The organism is Herbidospora cretacea (assembly GCF_001570605.1).
In the GTDB taxonomy this organism is placed as follows: domain Bacteria; phylum Actinomycetota; class Actinomycetes; order Streptosporangiales; family Streptosporangiaceae; genus Herbidospora; species Herbidospora cretacea.
Window position 1 is genome coordinate 71,566 of record NZ_BBXG01000014.1, and the last position, 17,424, is coordinate 88,989.

Here is a 17,424-nt window from a genome sequence, read left to right on the forward strand (position 1 = left end):
GGTTGGCTGGATCTCCGAGGGTAGGAAGGGGCCCGGCGGCAGGTCTTCCCCCACGGTGGGGAGGGCGTCCCCGACCGGAGGGGGAGATGGCGGTGGGACCGCAGGTCAGAGACGTCGCGGGCGCGGGCGCGCTGACGGGATTCCTCGTGCTGGGGCAGCTGTTCGTCGTCTGGCTGGTGCAGACCCGGCAGCCCGTGCCGCCGCCGCTGCCGCCCGGGTCGGTGGTGACGGTGTGCCTGCTGACGGTCGCGGCGGGCGCGGCCGTCGCGGTCCGGCGCCGGTGGCCGGTGGTCTCGCTGGGCGCGGCGACCTCGCTGGTCCTCGTGTGCGCGGCGGTCGAACTGTCCGCCCTGGGACCGGGGGTCGCGCTGGTCGTCTGCGCCTACACGGTGGCGACGCTGCGACCGTGGCGGCATACGGTGCCGATCTTGCTGACGGCGGCGGCGGCGCACGCCGCGGGCGGCATCCTCGCGGGTTCCGTCCGGGGGTTGCCCACCTTCTGGGGTGTGCCGGGCCAGGACATCGACGCCATGATCACCGCCACGGTCGCCAGCTACGCGATCCCCGGGACGGTCGGGTTCCTCGTCCGGCGGCGCCGGAGGCAGACCGTGGTGCTGGCGGCCGAGGCCGCCGCGCGGGAACGCGGCCGGATCGCCCGTGAGCTGCACGACATCGCCGCCCACGACCTGTCGGCGATCGTGGTCCAGGCGGGCGCCGCCGACCGGCTCGTCGACCGGGACCCCGAAGCCGCGAAAGAGGTCCTGCGGGCGATCCGGGGGCAGGGCCGCGGCACCCTGGAGGCGTTACGCGCCCTGGTCGGCATCATGCGCGACGACGACGCGGGCGGCCGGTCACCTCAGCCCGGCCTCGACCGGCTCGGTGACCTGTTCGCGGTCGCCGAGGCCGCCGGGATGTCGCTGACCACGTCGATCACCGGCGATCCTCCCCCGCTGGGGCATCAGACCGACCTGGCGGCCTACCGGATCGTCCAGGAGGCTCTCACCAACGCCCGGCGGCACGCCCCCGGCGCGCCCGTGACCGTCACGGTCACCTGCGGCGACGATGTCCGGCTGGAGATCCGCAACCCGCTGACCGGCGGCGAAGCGGGACGGGGACACGGGCTGGCGGGCATGCGCGAGCGGGTGCGGCAGCCCGGCGGCACCCTCGACGCGGGCCCCTCGGGCTCCGAATGGGTCGTGGTCGCGACTCTCCCGGCAGGTGGGCGATGATCCGCGTGGTGCTCGCCGATGACCAGGCGATGGTGCGGACAGGTCTGCGGACGATCTTGTGCGCCGAACCCGACCTGACCGTCGCCGGGGAGGCCGTCGACGGCGAGCAGGCCATCGAGGTGGCCTGCCGGGTCCGTCCCGACCTGGTGCTGATGGACGTGCGGATGCCCCGGATGGACGGCATCCGCGCCACCGGGCGGCTCGCCCGCGAAGGGCTGACGGTGCTGGTCATGACCACGTTCGACCTCGACGAATACGTCTTCGGCGCGCTGCGCGCCGGGGCCGGCGGGTTCATCCTCAAGGATGTCGAACCCGACGACCTGGTCGAGGCCGTCCGGACCGTCGCGGGCGGCCACGGGCTGGTCGCGCCTCAGGTCACCCGGCGGCTGATCGCCGAGTTCGCGCGGACCAGCCCGCCCCGGCCCGACCGGCGCCGCATGTCCCGGCTGACCGACCGCGAACGCGAGACGCTGGTGCTGGTGGCCCGGGGGCTGTCCAACAACGAGATCGCCGAGCACATGATGGTCGGCCCGGCCACGGTGAAGACCCACGTCGGCAGCCTGCTGGCCAAACTCGGGCTGCGCGATCGGGTGCAGGCGGTCGTGTTCGCCTACGAACACGGGGTCGTGCTGCCGGGTCACTGAGCGCAGCGGGCACCAGCATGCCGCCACCTCCGGCGCGGACCGCCGGCGACTGGCTCACCCGCAGGGTCAGGCCACGCCGAGGCCGCGCAGGAAGGCGTCCGCGACGAGGTCGGCCGCCTGCGGGGCATCCACTGCGGGGAACCGGTGGGCGATGCTGTCGACGAGTGCGTCGAGGACCGCACGTGCCCAGGCCGCATCGATATCGGCGCGCAGGTAGCCCTCATCGCAAGCGCGCTGGATGAAGGCGCTCAGGCGCGCACTCTGCGCTTCACGGCGAGCGCTGGCTTCGGGGTCCTTCTGCATCATGCGGCGCGTGTCGACAGGCCACTCGCGGGCGACCGGGATGATCCCCTCCAGATAGCGGTGGAGAGCGACCGGCACCGGCGCCTCGGTCAGCCGCGCCTCGTCCAGCACCCGCTCGGCCGAGTCGAGTTTGGCCTGGAAGACGGCGCGCAGCAGCGCCTCCCGATTCGCGAAGCGGCGATGAACGGTGGTGCGGTCGACACCCGCCGCAGCGGCGATGGCCGCCATCGACGTGCTTGGATCCTCCGCCAGGAGGCGGGCCCCGGTGCGGAGGACGGAGGACAGGTTGCGTGCGGCATCGGCTCTCATGGTCCGGCGATCCTAACCAGCAGTGGTGATTACAGCGCCATCATCTCATGGTGAGATTCATCTCCTCCATATATTGCAACATCGATGTTGCAGTTGACGAAGAAACGACTACATTGAGGTCGCGCCCTGGAGGGCGGCAAGAACCGAGATGAGAGGAGCACGCCATGTCACGGACTTGGCTGATCACTGGTGGTTCCCAGGGGCTGGGCAGGGCCCTGGTTCTTCAGGCTCTTGAGGACGGTGATCGAGTCGTCGTGACGTCCCGCAGGCCGGAGGCTCTGGCTGATCTGAAGGCGAAGTATCCGGAGCGGCTGGAGACCGTGGCGCTGGATGTCACGTCGCCGTCCGAGGCTCGGGGCGTGGTGGCGGCCGCAGTGGAGCGATTCGGCACCGTCGACGTCGTCGTGAACAACGCGGGTTACGCCACCAGCGGTTCGATCGAGGACTTCCCGGAGGACGAGTTCCGGGCGCAGGTCGAGGCGAACCTGTTCGGCGTGATCAACGTGACCCGGGCTGCCCTGCCCGTACTGCGTGGCCAGCGGTCCGGGCACATCGTGCAGATCTCGTCCATCGGCGGCCGGGTCGGCGGCACGCCCGGGCTCAGCGCCTACCAGACAGCGAAGTTCGGAGTCGAGGGCTTCTCCGAGGTGCTGGCGAACGAGGTGGCCCCGTTCGGCATCAAGGTGATCATCGTGGAGCCGGGCGGTATCCGCACCGGCTGGGCCGCCGGCGCCGCGAAGCCGTCCGGACCCATCGCTCCTGACTATCAGCAGACGGTCGGCGCATGGCTGGAGCAGTTCGCGGCCTACAGCGGCAACGAGCCCGGCGACCCCGCCCGAATGGCCCGGGCCGTCATCGCCGCCGTGGACGCGCCCGAGCCCCCGCGCCGGCTCCTGCTCGGCAGCGACGCCCTGGAAATCGCTGTCAGCGCGGAAAAGGCTCGCCTGGCCGAGGCCGACACGTGGGCCGAAGCGAGCCGCTCCACCGACCACCAGACCGCGTAACGACCCTGCAGCTTCGCGTGCCGTCGGTCGCCTGCCCGACGGCACGCGGCCCCGGGCCCCGGTGACAGCGCGGATACCCGCTCGCTCCGGTGGTCTCGCCCCGCATCCACCACGTTTCACCCGAAGAAATCGACAGACATGACTCTTCGCGACAGGCTCTACATCGGCGGCTCCTGGGTCACCCCCAGCAACCCGGAACTGCTCGACATCCTTTCCCCCCACGACCAGTCGGTGCTGGGCCGCGTGGCCCAGGCCGCACCCGCCGACGTGGACGCGGCCGTTGCCGCGGCCCGCGAGGCCTTCGACCACGGCCTCTGGCCACACACCACGCCCGAGGAGCGGCAGGAGATCATCCGGCGCTACGACGCCCTGCGCACCGCCCGCGCCGACGAGGTCGCCACGGCCATCTCCGTCGAGAACGGCTCGGCCGGCTGGTTCACCAAGGTCGGCCAGTCCTTCCTGACCCGCCAAGTCAACGCTTACCTCAAGGCGGCCGAGGAGTTCGGCTGGGAGGAGGTCATCGAACCCTCCGACCCGTCGGTGGCCTTCGACACCATCGTGCGGCGTGAGGCGATCGGCGTGGTCGCCGCGGTCATCCCGTGGAACTCGCCGTTCTCCGCCGCCACCGCCAAGCTGATCCCGGCCCTGCTGGCCGGCAACACGGTTGTCTTGAAGGTCTCCCCGGAGAACTCCCTCAGCATGATGCTGCTGGCGGACCTGTGGCACGAGGCCGGGCTTCCCGCGGGCGTGCTCAGCATCCTTCCCGCCGACCGCGAGACCAGCGAGTACCTCGTCTCCCACCCGGACGTCGACAAGATCGCCTTCACCGGCTCCACGCGTGCCGGCCGGCGCATCGCCTCCATCGCCGGAGAGCACCTCAAGCGGGTCAGCCTGGAGCTGGGCGGCAAGTCCGCGGCTCTGATCCTGGAGGACGCGGACCTGGACGCCGCCGTACAGGGCCTGCGCTTCGGCTCCCTCGGCAACAACGGCGAGGCCTGCATCCTGCAGACCCGCATCCTGGTCCCCCGGAGGCGTTACGAAGAGGTCGTCGCCGCGCTCAAGGACATGGTCGAATCGCTGAAGGTCGGCGACCCTTCCGCCCCCGACACCTTCATCGGCCCGATGATCCGCCCCGACCAGAAGCAGCGTGTCATCGACTACATCAACATCGGCATAGCGGAAGGCGCCCGCCTGGTCACCGGCGGCCCGCACGTCCCCCAGGGCCTGGAAAAGGGCAACTACGTCACCCCGACCCTCTTCGCCGACGTCGACAACTCCATGCGCATCGCCCAGGAGGAGATCTTCGGCCCGGTCCTGGCCGTCATCGCCTACGACGACGAGGACGACGCCGTCCGCATCGCCAACGACTCCGAATATGGCCTCTCAGGCGGCATCTGGAGCGCCGACCCCGAGCGCGCCCTGGCCGTCGCGCGCAAGCTGCGCACCGGAACCATCACCGTCAACGGCTCGCCCATCAGCTTCGACGGCCCCTTCGGCGGCTACAAGGCCAGCGGCCTCGGCCGCGAGTACGGCAAGGTCGGACTCACCGGCTACATCGAGCACAAGTCCATCACCCGGCTCCGGCAGCCGTAGCCCACCGGAGAGGCGCCACCCGCATGCGCGAGACCCGCGACCTGTCCCGCGCCGTCGTCAAGACGCACCCGTTTCCCGGAGAGACAACCCCATGCCCAGCAAGTCCACCCGCCTCATCTTCGCGGTCCTCGCGAGCGGGGCGGGCGTGTTCTCCATGCTGCAGTCACTGATCGCGCCGGCTCTGCCGACCATCCAACACGCACTGCACACCTCCCAATCCACCGCCACCTGGGTGATGACGGCCTACCTGCTGTCCGCCTCGGTGTGCACCCCGATCATCGGCCGGGTCGGCGACCTGGCCGGCAAGAAGCGCACCCTCGTCGCAGTCCTGCTGACCGTCCTCGCCGGCTGTCTGCTCGCCGCCCTCGCTCCGAACGTCGACGTCTTGATCATCGCCCGCGTCATTCAGGGCGCCGGAGGCGCGGTGTTCCCACTGTCCTTCGGCATCATCCGCGACCAGTTCGAACCCGGCAGGGTCAGCGGCAGCATCAGCAACCTGTCCGCCGTGATCGCCGCCGGCGGCGGTGTCGGCATAGTCGCTGCCGGTCCCATCGTGGCCGGGCTCGACTACCGCTGGCTGTTCTGGTTTCCCGTCGTCATCGTCGCCGTCACCGCCCTGCTGGCCCTGCGCCATGTCCCCGAGTCGCCCCGACGGGCGAAGGGACGGGTCAGTTGGTCCGGCGCGGTGCTGCTGTCCGGATGGCTGGTCGCGCTGCTCCTGCCGGTCAGCTGCGGCAGCCGGTGGGGCTGGAGCTCCGCTGCTGTGATCGCGCTGTTCGCCGCGGCCGTCGTGCTCTTCGCCCTGTGGCTGTTCGCGGAGTCCCATTCCCGCAGCCCGCTGATCGATCTGCGCATCATGCGCGTGCGGGCCGTGTGGGCCACGAACGCCGCCGCTCTGCTGTTCGGCGCAGGCATGTCTTCGGTCTGGTCGTTCCTGCCCGGCTTCGTACAGACACCCCGCTCCGCCGGCTACGGATTCGGCGCCAGCGTCACCACGTCCGGACTGCTCATGCTGCCCATGCTGATCGCGATGTTCGTCGCCGGTGTGGTCAGCGGACGCCTGGAACCCAAGGTCGACGCCAGACGCCTGCTGATCTCGGGGGCCGTCTCCGCCGCAGTCGCCTGCGCCATCCTCGCCCTGTGGCACACCCAGCAGTGGCAGATCGCCGTCGCGGCGGGCGTCTTCGGCCTCGGCGTCGGTCTCGCCTTCGCATCCATGGCCAACCTCATCGTCGGCGGCGTACCTGCCGAGCAGACCGGCGCCGCGACCGGCATGAACGCCAACCTCCGCTCCGTCGGCGGCGCCATCGGAACCGCGATCACCAGCCTCCTGGTCACCAGCCACCTCCAGTCCTCCGGCCTGCCGTACGACTCCAGCTACATCCACAGCTTCTCCGCGCTGACCCTCCTCCTGCTCGGAGCCGCCCTCGCCGCCGCCCTCGCCCCGGCCCGCAAAGCCGTCCGTACGCCCCAGCTGACTCCCGCCGCCGCAGAGTAAACGCCGCAAAGTAAACAGGGATGGACATCACCCTGTGAAGATCACCCCGGCCCCGGCCTCCGCGACGACGCTGGCCGACCCCGGCACCCCGTTCGCCGTCGTCGACGTTCACAGGGCCCGGCGCAACATCGAACGACTGGCGAAGCGGGCCGACCGGCTCGGGGTCACGGCGGCACCCCGTGTCCGGTCACCGTCTCCACCCTCGCCGAGGCCGAGGCGTTCGCCGACGGCGGCTACACCGACATCACGTACGCCGTCGGTATCGACCCGCACAAGCTGCCCCGCGTCATCGCCCTCCTGCGCCGCGGCGTCACCCTGCGCGTCCTGCTCGACAGCCGCGAACAGGCTGCCTTCGTCGCCGACGCCTCCCGTGAAGCCGGTCTCGTCGTCCCGGCGCAGATCGAGATCGACTGCGACGGCCACCGCGGCGGCCTCGGGGCCGATGCCCCCGGACTCGTCGCCCAACACCGCGGCTACCACGTCATCGACAGCGCCCGGCCCACGGACGCCGCACCCGCCGTCCAGGCCCACTGGGAGCGCATCACCGGCTGGTGACCAGCACCAGGACCGATGTCACCCTCCTCGACCCGGGTGCGGCATGACTCATCCGGCCTTCGCCGCCTGCGCGCGGGCGGCGTCGGCGATCGCGCCGGCGTCGGCTCCGGTGCCGCTGACGACGATCAGATGGTCTTCGGTGAACACGGCGACCTCTGTCGTGTCGCCGCGCCGCACGAGGTTGGCCGGGCCGGGCCGGGACTCCACCTTCCCCGTCGAGGAACACTCGGCGTAGAAGCGCTTGAAGGTCTGGAAGACGTCCGTGCCGGAGACGACGAGCTCCGAGACCGAAGCCCCGCCGGCCGCCTCGAACACCCGGAACCGCACGCGGGCCTCGGCCGGGGCGATGTCGCGCTTCCCGCACGGCACCATCGCCTCGTCGAGGTCGGCCCAGCGCGTGTCGCCGCTCGCGCCGGCTGTCCAGGGGCCGCCGGGGAGCTGCGCCGCGTCCAGGAGCACCTGCCGCGCCGCCGGACTGCTGGCCACGACGGGCTCCGGCTTCGCGGTGCAGGCGGACAGACCGGTCACCGCGACCGCGACGGCGACGAGTGCCCTTCGGCTCATCCGGGCCTCCTTCCAGCAGACGACGACAGAACCGACAGCGCCGACAGCGCGACGACCGCCAGCAGGGCGGTGAACCCGGCCAGGGCCAGGTGCGGAAGGCGGTCGAGCACGGCCTCCGGAAGGGGCACCGCTCCCGCCGCCATCACGGCGCTCGCGGCGCTCCACACGGCGCCGATGACCGCCTTCGCCGGGGACACGGGGGTGACCGCGTCGAGACAGCCACACGGGACCCGGCCGCGTACCCGCAGCAGAATCAGGAGATACCCGGTCAGCGCGGCGTGCCAACCGGCCGCCAGCGCCCAGACGGCCCGGCCGGGAGCTCCCCCGACCCAGACCGCGATCACCGCGACGCCGAGCACCGGTTCGGCGAGTCCGGCGGCGCGGATCACCCAGAAGGGCAGCAGGCCGTGCCGCCGCGTGACCTCCTCGGCGCGGAGGAACCCCGCCGCCACGAGGAGCAGCGCCCCGGCCAGCGCCACGTCCGCGACCAGGATCACCGGTCACCACCCCATCAGCAGGACCAGCAGCGCGAGCAGGAATCCGGCCGCGCACCACCGGCCCACCCAGGCCAGCCTGCCCAGCAGGTGGCGGTCCCACCGGGCGGGGTCACCGCTCAGCGACCTTGTGAGCGGCATCAGCACCCGGCCCAGGCCGAACCCGAGCCCGGCCAGCAGGCCGGGCAGCAGGCCTCCGACGAGCACGAGGGTGAGCACCAGCGCGTGCGGGAGAGCGGTCGGGGTGAAGGTGCGCACGCCCGTGCCCATCTCGAAACCGAACTGGAAAGGCCCCTCGAACCGGCTGCGCGGGATGATCTCCTGCGGCACCAGCCTGCGGTTCTGGATCAGCCCGAGCGGACGTCCGGCCAGTTCGAAGGCGAGCAGCACGGCCGCCACCGGGATCAGCGCCCAGGTCCGCCAGGTCTCCGGCACCACCGAGACGAGACCGCCGAAGGCCCCCGCGACCGTGCCCGACACCAGCGCGCCCAGGACCAGCCCGGAGGAGAACGCCGTCAGTTGTCCCCGCCAGACCGGCGAGGTCAGCAGATCCGCTGAGTTGAGGCTTCAAACGGAGCCGGACAGCGAGAACCCGGCGACCACCCCCATCAGCGCCCAGGCGAGGAAGTCCAGCCGGCCGGGCCAGACCGCTCCGGCCACCGCGACGACCGCGGTCAGGACGAAGAGGAGCCCGGCCGTTCGGGTGGCGGGCAGGGTCACGGGTTGGCCCGCGAGCAGATGTAGAAGGTGCTGCCCGCGCCGTACACCACGAAGCGGCCGTCGGCGCAGCGGTAGGGGGTGCTGCCGTGCGTCCAGCGCCAGGCGTTCTTCTTCGAGGCCCCGCTCGCGCCGCACTCCACGATCGGCGTGTAGTAGGAGTAGGCGTTGCCGTCGGTGCGGAACCAGCCGTCGCTGCCGCAGTAGCTGCTGGCGTAGGACCCGCCCACGCACACCCGCTGGGGGGTGCCGTCCTTGTAGCCGTCGAAGTTGGCGTAGCCGCTGTTGGAGCAGCCGGACCACTCCGAGCCCGCGGTCGCCGAGGCGCTCTTGATGCGGGCGGGCGGCAGGGCGCCCACCACGGTCAGCGCCAGGGCTCCGCCGAGCACGCCGACCGACTTGACCATCGTGCGTCGCGACACCCGGACCCGGACCGGCGGACGCGCCGCCACGTCCTCGTCGGCCGCCGGCACGTCGGACCAGTAGTCGGGGGTCATGTCCTTCACCTCACGTTCGACGATTCGGGCAGATCCACCCCGAGGAGCCGGTCCAGGTCCGGGTCGGACCCGACCGCGCGGCGCCATTCCTCGACGCCGTCGGGCGTGTACTTGACGAGCGAGGGGGTCGCGCCGACCGCGACCGAACCGAGCAGGTCGGCGTCGATCACGGCCTCGACGTGCGGGGCCGGTTCGACCCAGGCCGCGCACGCCGCACCCGCGCTCAGCAGGACCAGGTGGCCGTCGACCCGCGGCGTCCCGGCCAGATGAACGGCGCGATCCCGGCAGCTCGGGCACTGCTCGGAGACCACGAGGACGAAGGTCGGCCGCCCGTCGGCGGAGGCGAAACGGGCCACCCGCCGGACGGCGGCCGGACCGGGTTCGGCGGCGGGTGCGGCCAGCACCGCCTGCTGGAGCTCGCGCACGATCCTGAGCAGGGCGGAGATCGCGAACAGGGCGATCACCATGCCGAGGAAGGCGAACACGGCCAGCGAGTTGACGACGTTCTGCACGGCGATCAGCTCAGCACGCAGGTGAGGGAGTCGGCGACGGCCGCGAAGCGCGGGTCCCCGGCCTCCCGCGCCGTCAGGATCGTGGTCGTCGAGGTGTTGACCAGGATGGCCGAGCGCAGGACCCGCCCGTCGTCGGCCCGCTCGTCGCGTTTCCACAACGCGCCGCCGCGCACCCGTTTGCCCGTGCCGCCGGGGGTGGGCAGCGATCCGGCCGGGTTCACCTGGATCGAGCAGACGCCTTCCAGGCTGTTGACCGCCAGCAGGCCGTCCATGCGGACCCGCGCGCCGAGCCGGGGGGCCAGGACGACGCCCTCCGGGGCGTCGCGGACGTCGAAGGCGGCGAGCAGGCCGATGAACACCTCGAACGGCACATTGGTCCCCTGGATGAAGGTGTAGACCTCATGGTGCGGCCCGATCCACAGCATGGTCGTGCCGCCGTTCTCCGGGTCCTCGTGGGAGACCAGACGGGCTCCGTTCCACGACACCTCGCGGACGGTGAACCGGTCGTACTCGCCGAGGTGGCGGGCGATGAGCTCGCGCGCACCCGCGGCGCCGGTGTGGAAACGCTGGGCGCCGCTTTCGTTCCGCGCCCAGAACAGGTAGCTCCAGGCCATGGTGAAGGGCTCTGGACCGCCGTCAGCGGTGAGCGTCCGGCCATCAGGTGTTCGCGCTAACATCGCCACGGCACCAGAGTGAGCGGTGGGCGTCCACGGCCGCCATACGACCGCCATACGACCGCCACATCACAGGCCGGCGTCCTCCATGAGGATCCGGTCGTGCAGAGCCGTCAGCGTGGTGGACGGCCCGACCCCGATCTGCTCGACCAGGGCCGCCCGGCAGTCGTGGTAGGTCAGCAGCGCGTCGGCCCGGCGTCCGCTCTTGTGCAGGGCGAGCATGAGGCGCGCGCGCAGGTCCTCGCGCAACGGCGCGCGGGCGACCGCGATCCGGAGCTGGTCGATGGCCTCCTCGTAGGCCCCCAGGCGGATGCAGGCGCCGGCGAAGTCGCCTATCGCGGCCGTCCGGCGCTCGTTGAGCTGGGTGGCGGCGTTGCGCAGCGCCTCGGAGCTGTCGGCGAGATCCTGGAGCGCCGCGCCGCGCCAGAGCGCGAGCCCCTCCCTAAGCAGGCGGGCCGCCGAGGCGTCGTCGCGCTCGCCCAGCGCGGTGGCCGCGGCCGACCGGGCCGCCTCGAAGTCGGCCAGATCGAGCCGGTCCTCGACGTCGGTCACCCGGTAGCCGCCGGGCTCGGTCCGGATCTCCACGCCGGAGCAGGCCAGCCCCTTGCGCAGGTCCGCGATGTAGGTCTGCAGGTTCCGCCGTGCCGACGGCGGCGCGCCGTCACCCCAGAGGACGGCGGTGCAGCGCTCGGTCGAGACCGTGTGAGGGGCATCGAGCAGCAGCAGAGCCAGGAGCTGCCGGTGCTTGATCCGGGTCACGGCGAGCCGGCCACCGTCCGCTCGCTGGATCTCGAAGTGCCCGAGCAGGAGAAATCGCATAGAACTCCAGCCGACTCTGGGGGGAGCAGCGGAGACGGACGGGAATCGAACCCGCCGCGCCGAGGTCCTCGGCGCCACCGGTTTTGAAGACCGGGAGGGCCACCAGGCACCTGCACGTCCCCGTTGATAACGCTACCAAAGAAACGTTCTGGAACCAGAGGTGTCCACGCGGCGGGTGACGCCAAGCCGGTCGAGGTGCTCCAGGAGGGGGACGGCGACCCGGCGGCTGGTGTTCAGCGCGATCCGCGCCTGCGCCACGGTGAACGGCCGGGGCAACCGGGACAGCACCGCGACCGCGTCGTCGGGCGCCTCGGGCGGCAGGACGACGCCGGGCGCCAGCCGGACCAGCTCGCCCGCCGCCTCGGCGGCGGCCAGCGCACGCGCGTCGAGCCCCAGTTCCGCGAGCCGGTCCGCGTCCGGCGCCGCGAAGGGGTCGGCGGCCCAGCTCCGCCGTAGTTCGACGACTCCGGGGGTGCTGGCCGGCAGGACCAGCCGCCCGCGCACCACGCGGACGGAGGTGCCCTCGGCCAGGGCGTCCACGAGCGACCGGTCCGGCAGGCCGAGCGCCTGGCGCGCGGTCTCCGCCGCCATGCCGGGCTGGGCGGCCACGACCTCGGTGAGACGGTGGCGGAGCCCTTCCCAGTGGGCCGGGTCGGCCATCCAGTCTCCCAGGACCGGCTCCGCGGCGACGGGCGTGCCCATGGCGGCCAGTTCGTCGCGCCGGGCCAGGCCGCGCCGGCGCAACTCGGCCGCGCCGTCCGGCCGGCCGGACATCCCGGCGAGCTCGGCGGCCCGCGCCTTCGCCGCTCCCCTGCGCCGCAGCTCCGGCGGGCGGACGTCCAGCACCACCGCGCCCCACACCCGGCGGCTGCCGGGATCACGCAGCAACGCCCGGTCGCCGACCCGTATCGGCATCGGCGCGGGCAGGCTGACCCGCACCGTGTCGGCACCGAGCGCGCGCAGCCGCGCGGGCTCCGCCGCCGTGCCGAGGTGCCACGTCACGTGCTCCGGCGGAGGATCCACGCCGGAGACCCGGATGTCGAGCACCCGCACGTCGAGCCAGCGTCCCGGGGTCGTCAGGGTGTGCCCGCGCCGGGGGCGCGCGCCTCCGCGCAGGTTGACCGCGACCCGCGCGGGGCCGGTGACCTCGGTCCTCGCCACGTTGAGACTGTGCAGCCCGCGGACGCGCACGTCGTCGCCGCCGAGCCGGAGCACGTCGCCGACCCGGATCACTCCCGCGCCGAGCGTCCCGGTGACGACGGTCCCCCGCCCTTCGACGGTGAAGACCCGGTCGATCCACAGGCGTACATCCGCCTCCGGGGCGAGGTCGCCTGTGGGGATGGAGGTCAGCAGAGCGCGTAGCTCCGGCAGGCCGTGTCCGGTGACCGCGCTGACGGCGGTCAGGGGAATGTCCTCCACGGTGCTGCCGCGCAGTCGCTCACGGCAGTGGGCCAGTACAGGTCCGGGGTCGGCGAGGTCCGACCGGGTGACGGCCAGCACGCCCCGGCTGACTCCCAGAGCGTGCAGGATCTCCAGGTGTTCCTGGGACTGCACCGCCCAGCCCGCGTCGGCCGCCACCACGAACAGCACCGCCGTGATCGGGCCGACCCCCGCCAGCATGTTGCCGACGAAGCGTTCGTGGCCGGGCACGTCGACGAAGGCGAGATCCCCCTCCCAGACGTAACCGAGGTCGATGGTCAGCCCGCGCCGGCGCTCCTCCTCCCACCGGTCGGGTTCCATGCCGGTGAGCGCCCGCAGCAGGGTGGACTTGCCGTGGTCGACGTGCCCGGCGGTGGCGATCACCCGCACGCGGCCACCACCGCGTCGAAGAGTTCGCCGTCGCGGTGCGGTGCGACCGCACGCAGGTCCAGCAGGCAGCGACCGCCCTCGACCCGGCCGACCACCGCCGGCCGGCCCGTCCGCAGCGGTCCGGCCAGCGCCTCGGCCACCGCCACCGCCGCGCTCGGGAGCGTGACGCCAGGCGCTCCCCCGCCGCCGACGGCCGCTTCGGCGTCCACCGCCTCGGCCTTCACCCCCGCCTCGGCCAGCCTTCTCACCAGCTCGTCGGCGCGGCGGCGCAGCACGACCGGGTCGGCGCTCAGGGCCTCGCGGGCCGGGTTGGCCGCGTGGGTGAGGGTGGCCTCCAGCGCCGCGAGCGTCAGCTTGTCGACCCGCAGCGCCCGGGCCAGCGGATGGCGGCGCAGTCGCTCCACCACGTCGGCCCGCCCGAGCAGCAGGCCGCACTGCGGGCCGCCGAGCAGTTTGTCGCCGCTGGCCGTGACCAGGTCGGCGCCCGCGCGCAGCCACGTCGCCGCGTCGGGTTCGTCGGGCAGCAGCGGTTCGGGCGTCAGCAGTCCCGAGCCGATGTCGGCGACCAGCGGCACGCCCAACCCGGTCAGCTCGCCGACGGACGGCGTCGCCGCGAATCCCTCGATGCGGTAGTTCGAGGGATGCACCTTGAGCACGAAACCGGTCGCGGGCCCGATCGCCCCGGCGTAGTCGGCCACGGATGTGCGGTTGGTGGTGCCGACCTCGCGCAGGCGGGCGCCGGTGGAGGTCAGCAGCTCGGGCAGCCGGAAGCCGTCGCCGATCTCGACCAGTTCCCCCCGGCTGATGACGATCTCCCGCCCCTGGGCCAGCGCGGTCGCGGCCAGCGCCAGCGCGGCGGCGTTGTTGTTGACGAGGTGGACCGCCTCCGCGTCCGGGACGGCCCGCGCGAGCGCGGCCAGAGCGGCCCGGCCGCGCCGGGCCCGGCGCCCGGTCTCCAGGTCGAACTCGACGTCGGTGGTCCCGCCCGCGCCGCGGATCGCGTCCAGGGCCGGGGCGGAGAGCGGAGCCCGGCCGAGGTTGGTGTGCAGCAGCACCCCCGTCGCGTTGAGCACCTCGCGGGGACCGCCGCCCGGCAGCGACCGCACCACCTCGTCGGCCACGTCGGCGGGGCTGATCTCGCCGTCCCTCGCCCGTCGTTGAGCCGCCCGGACGGCCCCTTTGACGCGGTCGCGTCCCATGAGCTCGACGAAGGGGGCGAGGCGGGGATCGTCCAGGAGCGCGTCGGTGCGCGGGATGTGGCGCCGCGAGTCGGTCACGATAAATCGGGATATACCAATCGGCCGATCCGCGCAATGATCCCGATCATGGTGAGACTGACCCAATACGCCCAAGGCGGCGGCTGCGCCTGCAAGATTCCTCCCGGCGAACTGGAGGACGTCCTGACCGGGCTGGGCGTCACCCCTGCCGACCCGGCCGGGGAACTCCTGGTCGGGCTGGAGACCGGGGACGACGCCGCGGTCGTCCGGGTCGAGGGCGGCACGGCGATCGTCAGCACCGCCGACTTCTTCACCCCCGTGGTGGACGACCCCTACGACTGGGGCCGCATCGCCGCCGCCAACGCCCTGTCCGACGTGTACGCCATGGGCGGCCGGCCCCTCATGGCGCTCAACCTGCTCTGCTGGCCCCGCGAGACCCTGCCGTACGACCTGGCCCGCGAGGTCCTGCGCGGCGGCGCGGACGTGGCCGCGCAGGCCGGCTGCCACGTGGCGGGCGGCCACAGCGTCGTCGACGCCGAGCCGAAGTACGGCATGGCCGTCACCGGCCTCGCCGATCCCGCCGCCCTGATGCGCAACGACGCCGGCCGGGCCGGGGTGCCGCTGTCGCTGACCAAGCCGCTCGGCCTCGGCGTGCTCAACAACCGCCACAAGGCGACGGGCGAGGTGTTCCCGCAGGCCGTCACGGTCATGACCCAGCTCAACGCCGCCGCGAGCGAGGCCGCACTCAGCGCCGGGGTGCGCTGCGCGACGGACGTGACCGGGTTCGGGCTCCTCGGTCACCTGTTCAAGCTGGCCAGGGCCTCGGGTGTCACGGCCGTGCTCGACAGCCGGGAGGTGCCCATGCTGGACGGAGCGCGCGAGGCCGTGCGGGACGGATTCGTGCCCGGCGGCTCGCGGCGCAACCTCGACTGGGTGGCGGCCCACCTGACCGGCTCGGCCGACGAGGAGACGATGGTGCTGCTGGCCGACGCGCAGACCTCCGGAGGGCTGCTGATCGCCGGGGAGGTGCCCGGCGCCCCGGTGATCGGCGAACTGGTGCCTCGCGGGGAGTTCCCGATCGTGATCAGATGACCCGACCGCACCGGATCCGCTCAGCGTTCAGGGTGCGGTCGGTCGCGAGGGTGCCCCCGCGGCGGTCATGACGCCGTGCACCACCCCGGCGATGCGGTCGGCCACCTGGTCGGGATCGGGTCGTCCGGCGTCGAGCCAGGCGATGACCGCCTCGACGGTGAGCACCGGGATCAGGTCGGCGGCCCATTCCAGCCACGGGCCCGGAGGGAGGACGCGGGCCAGGTTGCGATGGGCGACCTCCCGGGAGGCGACTGCCATGAAGTCGGTCAGGTCGCGGAACTCGCGCTCGCGCGCGGCATGGCGGAACAGCAACCGGAATCCGTCGGGATCGGCGCTCGCGGCCTCGACCAGAGCGGGAATCGCGCGGTCGTCGTAGTTGCCGGGGCCGGTCGCCTCGACGAGGCGGGCGCAGGACCGGTCGAGCACGGCCCGGTAGAGGTCGGCCTTGGATTCGAAGTGCCGGTAGAGCATGGCCCGCGTCAGTTCCGCCTCGGCGGCGATGTCGTCCAGGCCGGTGTCGGCGAACCCGTTGCGGGCGAAGGCGCGGGTGGCCGCGTCGAGGATCTGTTCGCGCCGCTCGGCGCGCCGCAACCGCCGGACCGGCGCCGCCTGGTCGACCATTCGGACTCTCCTCTTGTATCCCCCAAAGTGTACAAGTTAGATTCTTATACGTCGGAGTATACAAAGGAGTGTCTACTTATCGGGAGGTCCCATGTCCACGCTTCCGTTCGAGCAGTCGGAAGGCCCGCTGCGCCGCTCCCCTGAGCTGCGCGAACTCCAGACACAGGGTCCGGTGCACGCGGTGACCACGGCGGTCGGCGACCCCGCCTGGCTCGTCACCGGATACGAGGAAGTACGCCGGCTGCTCGCCGACGAGCGGTTCGGCCGGGCCCATCCCGAGCCGGAGCGCGCCTCCCGCAGCGGAGAGTCCGCCCTCTTCGGCGGCCCGCTCGGCGACTTCGACACCGAGCAGAGCGACCATCGCCGCATGCGCGCTCTCCTCCAGCCCCACTTCTCCCCCAAGCGCATGCGCGCCCTGCGTCCCCGGATCGAGGAACTCACCACCACGCTGCTCGACGAGATGGAGGCCGCCGGCTCCCCCGCCGACCTGCACAGCGCTCTCGCGCTGCCGCTGCCGATCGCCGTCATCTGCGAACTTCTCGGCGTGCCCTACGACGACCGCGACCGGTTCCGCGCCTGGAGCCAGGCCGCCGCCGACGTCACCGACCGCGCCCGATCCGAGCAGGGCTTGGCCGACCTGTTCCTGTACGGCCGCGACCTGGTCGCCCGCAAACGCGCCGAAGGCGACCCGGACGCCGATGTGATCTCCCGCCTGGCCGCCACCGAGGGCGTCAGCGACGACGAGGCCGCCATGCTCGGCATGTCCTTGCTGTTCGCTGGTCACGAGACCACGGTCACCGCGATCGGTATGGGCACGTTGTGGATGATGTCCACTCCCGGCCAGTGGCAGGCCCTGGCCGCCGACCCCACCCGCGTCGACGCCACGGTGGAGGAGATCCTGCGCGGCTTCGGTCTGGGCGGCAACGGCCTGGTGCGTTACGCCCGCACCGACCTCGACATGGAGGGTGTCCCGGTACGCGCCGGCGACCTGGTCCTGCTGGACACGGGCGCGGCCAACCACGACCCCGCCGCCTACCCCGAACCGGAGCGTTTCGACCCCGGCAGCCCCGTGGCGCCCCACCTGAGTTTCGGCCACGGGCCGCGCTACTGCATGGGCGCGCCGCTGGCCCGCATCGAGCTGAGCGTGGTCTTCACCCAGCTCGTCACCCGCTTCCCGGCCATGCGCTTGGGACGCCCCTTGGAAGAGATGACCTTCGACCCGAAGACCCTCACCGGCGGGCTGACCGCCCTGCCGGTCACCTGGTGAATCAGC

At 72.5% G+C, this 17,424-nt stretch carries 20 protein-coding genes and 1 tRNA gene; 8 read left to right on the forward strand and 13 right to left on the reverse strand.

All coding sequences use genetic code 11. The features are described from left to right. Nucleotides 1-92 precede the first annotated feature (92 nt). Together AW270_RS25085 and AW270_RS25090 are read left to right on the forward strand one after the other, a co-directional pair. On the forward strand, nt 93-1,229 hold the full coding sequence (locus AW270_RS25085) for a sensor histidine kinase (protein ID WP_157522572.1): 1,137 nt from the start codon (nt 93-95) through the stop codon (nt 1,227-1,229). After that, entirely contained in the window at nt 1,226-1,873 is a 648-nt protein-coding gene (locus AW270_RS25090) for a response regulator (protein WP_061298061.1), read from the forward strand. The genes AW270_RS25085 and AW270_RS25090 overlap by 4 nt, the downstream gene beginning before the upstream one ends. A gap of 66 nt (nt 1,874-1,939) precedes the next feature. Here the strand turns inward: AW270_RS25090 and AW270_RS25095 are convergent, their stop codons facing one another. Then, nucleotides 1,940-2,485, reverse strand: coding sequence for a TetR/AcrR family transcriptional regulator (locus AW270_RS25095; protein WP_061298063.1), 546 nt, complete (start codon nt 2,483-2,485; stop codon nt 1,940-1,942). Nucleotides 2,486-2,649: 164 nt separating this feature from the next. Between AW270_RS25095 and AW270_RS25100 the strand changes: the two genes are divergently transcribed. The 4 genes from AW270_RS25100 (at nt 2,650) to AW270_RS42180 (ending at nt 7,135) form a co-directional block, all read left to right on the forward strand. Then, the gene (locus AW270_RS25100) at nt 2,650-3,489 is read left to right on the forward strand and encodes an oxidoreductase (RefSeq protein ID WP_061298065.1); all 840 of its coding nucleotides are present in this window, start codon (nt 2,650-2,652) and stop codon (nt 3,487-3,489) included. A 138-nt stretch (nt 3,490-3,627) separates the two neighbouring features. Beyond that, nucleotides 3,628-5,082 carry an aldehyde dehydrogenase gene (locus AW270_RS25105; protein WP_061298067.1) on the forward strand — a complete coding sequence of 485 codons (1,455 nt, stop codon included), beginning with the start codon at nt 3,628-3,630 and terminating at the stop codon, nt 5,080-5,082. A 91-nt stretch (nt 5,083-5,173) separates the two neighbouring features. After that, on the forward strand, nt 5,174-6,580 hold the full coding sequence (locus tag AW270_RS25110; RefSeq protein ID WP_061298071.1) for an MFS transporter: 1,407 nt from the start codon (nt 5,174-5,176) through the stop codon (nt 6,578-6,580). A 243-nt stretch (nt 6,581-6,823) separates the two neighbouring features. Continuing rightward, nucleotides 6,824-7,135: a hypothetical protein gene (locus AW270_RS42180; RefSeq protein WP_369409004.1), complete on the forward strand. Its 312-nt coding sequence runs from the start codon at nt 6,824-6,826 to the stop codon at nt 7,133-7,135. Between the two features lie 48 nt (nt 7,136-7,183). On the opposite strand, the gene AW270_RS25120 is transcribed toward AW270_RS42180, so the two are convergent. From AW270_RS25120 to selA, 11 genes are all read right to left on the reverse strand, one after another. After that, complete coding sequence (locus tag AW270_RS25120; protein ID WP_061298080.1) at nt 7,184-7,699, reverse strand: hypothetical protein; 516 nt, start codon at nt 7,697-7,699, stop codon at nt 7,184-7,186. Then, the gene (locus tag AW270_RS25125) at nt 7,696-8,196 is read right to left on the reverse strand and encodes a MauE/DoxX family redox-associated membrane protein (protein ID WP_061298085.1); all 501 of its coding nucleotides are present in this window, start codon (nt 8,194-8,196) and stop codon (nt 7,696-7,698) included. The genes AW270_RS25120 and AW270_RS25125 overlap by 4 nt, the downstream gene beginning before the upstream one ends. A 3-nt stretch (nt 8,197-8,199) precedes the next feature. Further along, the gene (locus AW270_RS25130) at nt 8,200-8,673 is read right to left on the reverse strand and encodes a hypothetical protein (protein WP_061298088.1); all 474 of its coding nucleotides are present in this window, start codon (nt 8,671-8,673) and stop codon (nt 8,200-8,202) included. 87 nt (nt 8,674-8,760) lie between these two features. Then, entirely contained in the window at nt 8,761-8,913 is a 153-nt protein-coding gene (locus tag AW270_RS39030) for a hypothetical protein (RefSeq protein WP_157522575.1), read from the reverse strand. Then, nucleotides 8,910-9,407, reverse strand: a complete 498-nt coding sequence (locus tag AW270_RS25135; RefSeq protein WP_157522578.1) for a hypothetical protein — start codon at nt 9,405-9,407, stop codon at nt 8,910-8,912. The genes AW270_RS39030 and AW270_RS25135 overlap by 4 nt, the downstream gene beginning before the upstream one ends. A gap of 5 nt (nt 9,408-9,412) precedes the next feature. After that, nucleotides 9,413-9,919 (reverse strand): hypothetical protein, encoded by a 507-nt coding sequence (locus AW270_RS25140; RefSeq protein ID WP_061298094.1) that lies wholly within the window; start codon nt 9,917-9,919, stop codon nt 9,413-9,415. A gap of 5 nt (nt 9,920-9,924) precedes the next feature. Continuing rightward, the gene (locus AW270_RS25145; protein ID WP_061298096.1) at nt 9,925-10,533 is read right to left on the reverse strand and encodes a hypothetical protein; all 609 of its coding nucleotides are present in this window, start codon (nt 10,531-10,533) and stop codon (nt 9,925-9,927) included. 129 nt (nt 10,534-10,662) lie between these two features. Continuing rightward, a complete protein-coding gene (locus AW270_RS25150) occupies nt 10,663-11,412 on the reverse strand; it encodes an AfsR/SARP family transcriptional regulator (protein ID WP_061298098.1) in 750 nt (249 codons plus the stop codon). A gap of 28 nt (nt 11,413-11,440) precedes the next feature. Next, a tRNA-Sec gene (locus tag AW270_RS25155) sits at nt 11,441-11,534 on the reverse strand. Nucleotides 11,535-11,544: 10 nt separating this feature from the next. Then, nucleotides 11,545-13,221: a selenocysteine-specific translation elongation factor gene (locus AW270_RS25160; protein ID WP_061298101.1), complete on the reverse strand. Its 1,677-nt coding sequence runs from the start codon at nt 13,219-13,221 to the stop codon at nt 11,545-11,547. Further along, nucleotides 13,212-14,498, reverse strand: coding sequence for an L-seryl-tRNA(Sec) selenium transferase (gene selA, locus AW270_RS25165; protein ID WP_061298106.1), 1,287 nt, complete (start codon nt 14,496-14,498; stop codon nt 13,212-13,214). Before selA ends, AW270_RS25160 begins: the two co-directional genes overlap by 10 nt. Before the next feature lie 48 nt (nt 14,499-14,546). On the opposite strand from selA, the gene selD reads away from it, so the two are divergent. Further along, complete coding sequence (selD, locus tag AW270_RS25170) at nt 14,547-15,530, forward strand: selenide, water dikinase SelD (RefSeq protein WP_218009338.1); 984 nt, start codon at nt 14,547-14,549, stop codon at nt 15,528-15,530. A gap of 27 nt (nt 15,531-15,557) precedes the next feature. Here the strand turns inward: selD and AW270_RS25175 are convergent, their stop codons facing one another. Then, the gene (locus AW270_RS25175) at nt 15,558-16,151 is read right to left on the reverse strand and encodes a TetR/AcrR family transcriptional regulator (protein ID WP_061298114.1); all 594 of its coding nucleotides are present in this window, start codon (nt 16,149-16,151) and stop codon (nt 15,558-15,560) included. Between the two features lie 91 nt (nt 16,152-16,242). On the opposite strand from AW270_RS25175, the gene AW270_RS25180 reads away from it, so the two are divergent. Further along, on the forward strand, nt 16,243-17,418 hold the full coding sequence (locus AW270_RS25180; protein WP_061298117.1) for a cytochrome P450: 1,176 nt from the start codon (nt 16,243-16,245) through the stop codon (nt 17,416-17,418). The last annotated feature ends 6 nt before the right edge of the window (nt 17,419-17,424 follow it).

Bases quoted from the DNA above. Each gene is read 5' to 3' on its own strand.
- AW270_RS25090 (WP_061298061.1), top strand. From the start codon at position 1,226: ATGATCCGCGTGGTGCTCGCCGATGACCAGGCGATGGTGCGGACAGGT.
- AW270_RS25095 (WP_061298063.1), bottom strand. From the start codon at position 2,485: ATGAGAGCCGATGCCGCACGCAACCTGTCCTCCGTCCTCCGCACCGGG.
- AW270_RS25100 (WP_061298065.1), top strand. From the start codon at position 2,650: ATGTCACGGACTTGGCTGATCACTGGTGGTTCCCAGGGGCTGGGCAGG.
- AW270_RS25105 (WP_061298067.1), top strand. From the start codon at position 3,628: ATGACTCTTCGCGACAGGCTCTACATCGGCGGCTCCTGGGTCACCCCC.
- AW270_RS25110 (WP_061298071.1), top strand. From the start codon at position 5,174: ATGCCCAGCAAGTCCACCCGCCTCATCTTCGCGGTCCTCGCGAGCGGG.
- AW270_RS25120 (WP_061298080.1), bottom strand. From the start codon at position 7,699: ATGAGCCGAAGGGCACTCGTCGCCGTCGCGGTCGCGGTGACCGGTCTG.
- AW270_RS25135 (WP_157522578.1), bottom strand. From the start codon at position 9,407: ATGACCCCCGACTACTGGTCCGACGTGCCGGCGGCCGACGAGGACGTG.
- AW270_RS25145 (WP_061298096.1), bottom strand. From the start codon at position 10,533: ATGGCCTGGAGCTACCTGTTCTGGGCGCGGAACGAAAGCGGCGCCCAG.
- AW270_RS25150 (WP_061298098.1), bottom strand. From the start codon at position 11,412: ATGCGATTTCTCCTGCTCGGGCACTTCGAGATCCAGCGAGCGGACGGT.
- selD (WP_218009338.1), top strand. From the start codon at position 14,547: ATGGTGAGACTGACCCAATACGCCCAAGGCGGCGGCTGCGCCTGCAAG.
- AW270_RS25175 (WP_061298114.1), bottom strand. From the start codon at position 16,151: ATGGTCGACCAGGCGGCGCCGGTCCGGCGGTTGCGGCGCGCCGAGCGG.
- AW270_RS25180 (WP_061298117.1), top strand. From the start codon at position 16,243: ATGTCCACGCTTCCGTTCGAGCAGTCGGAAGGCCCGCTGCGCCGCTCC.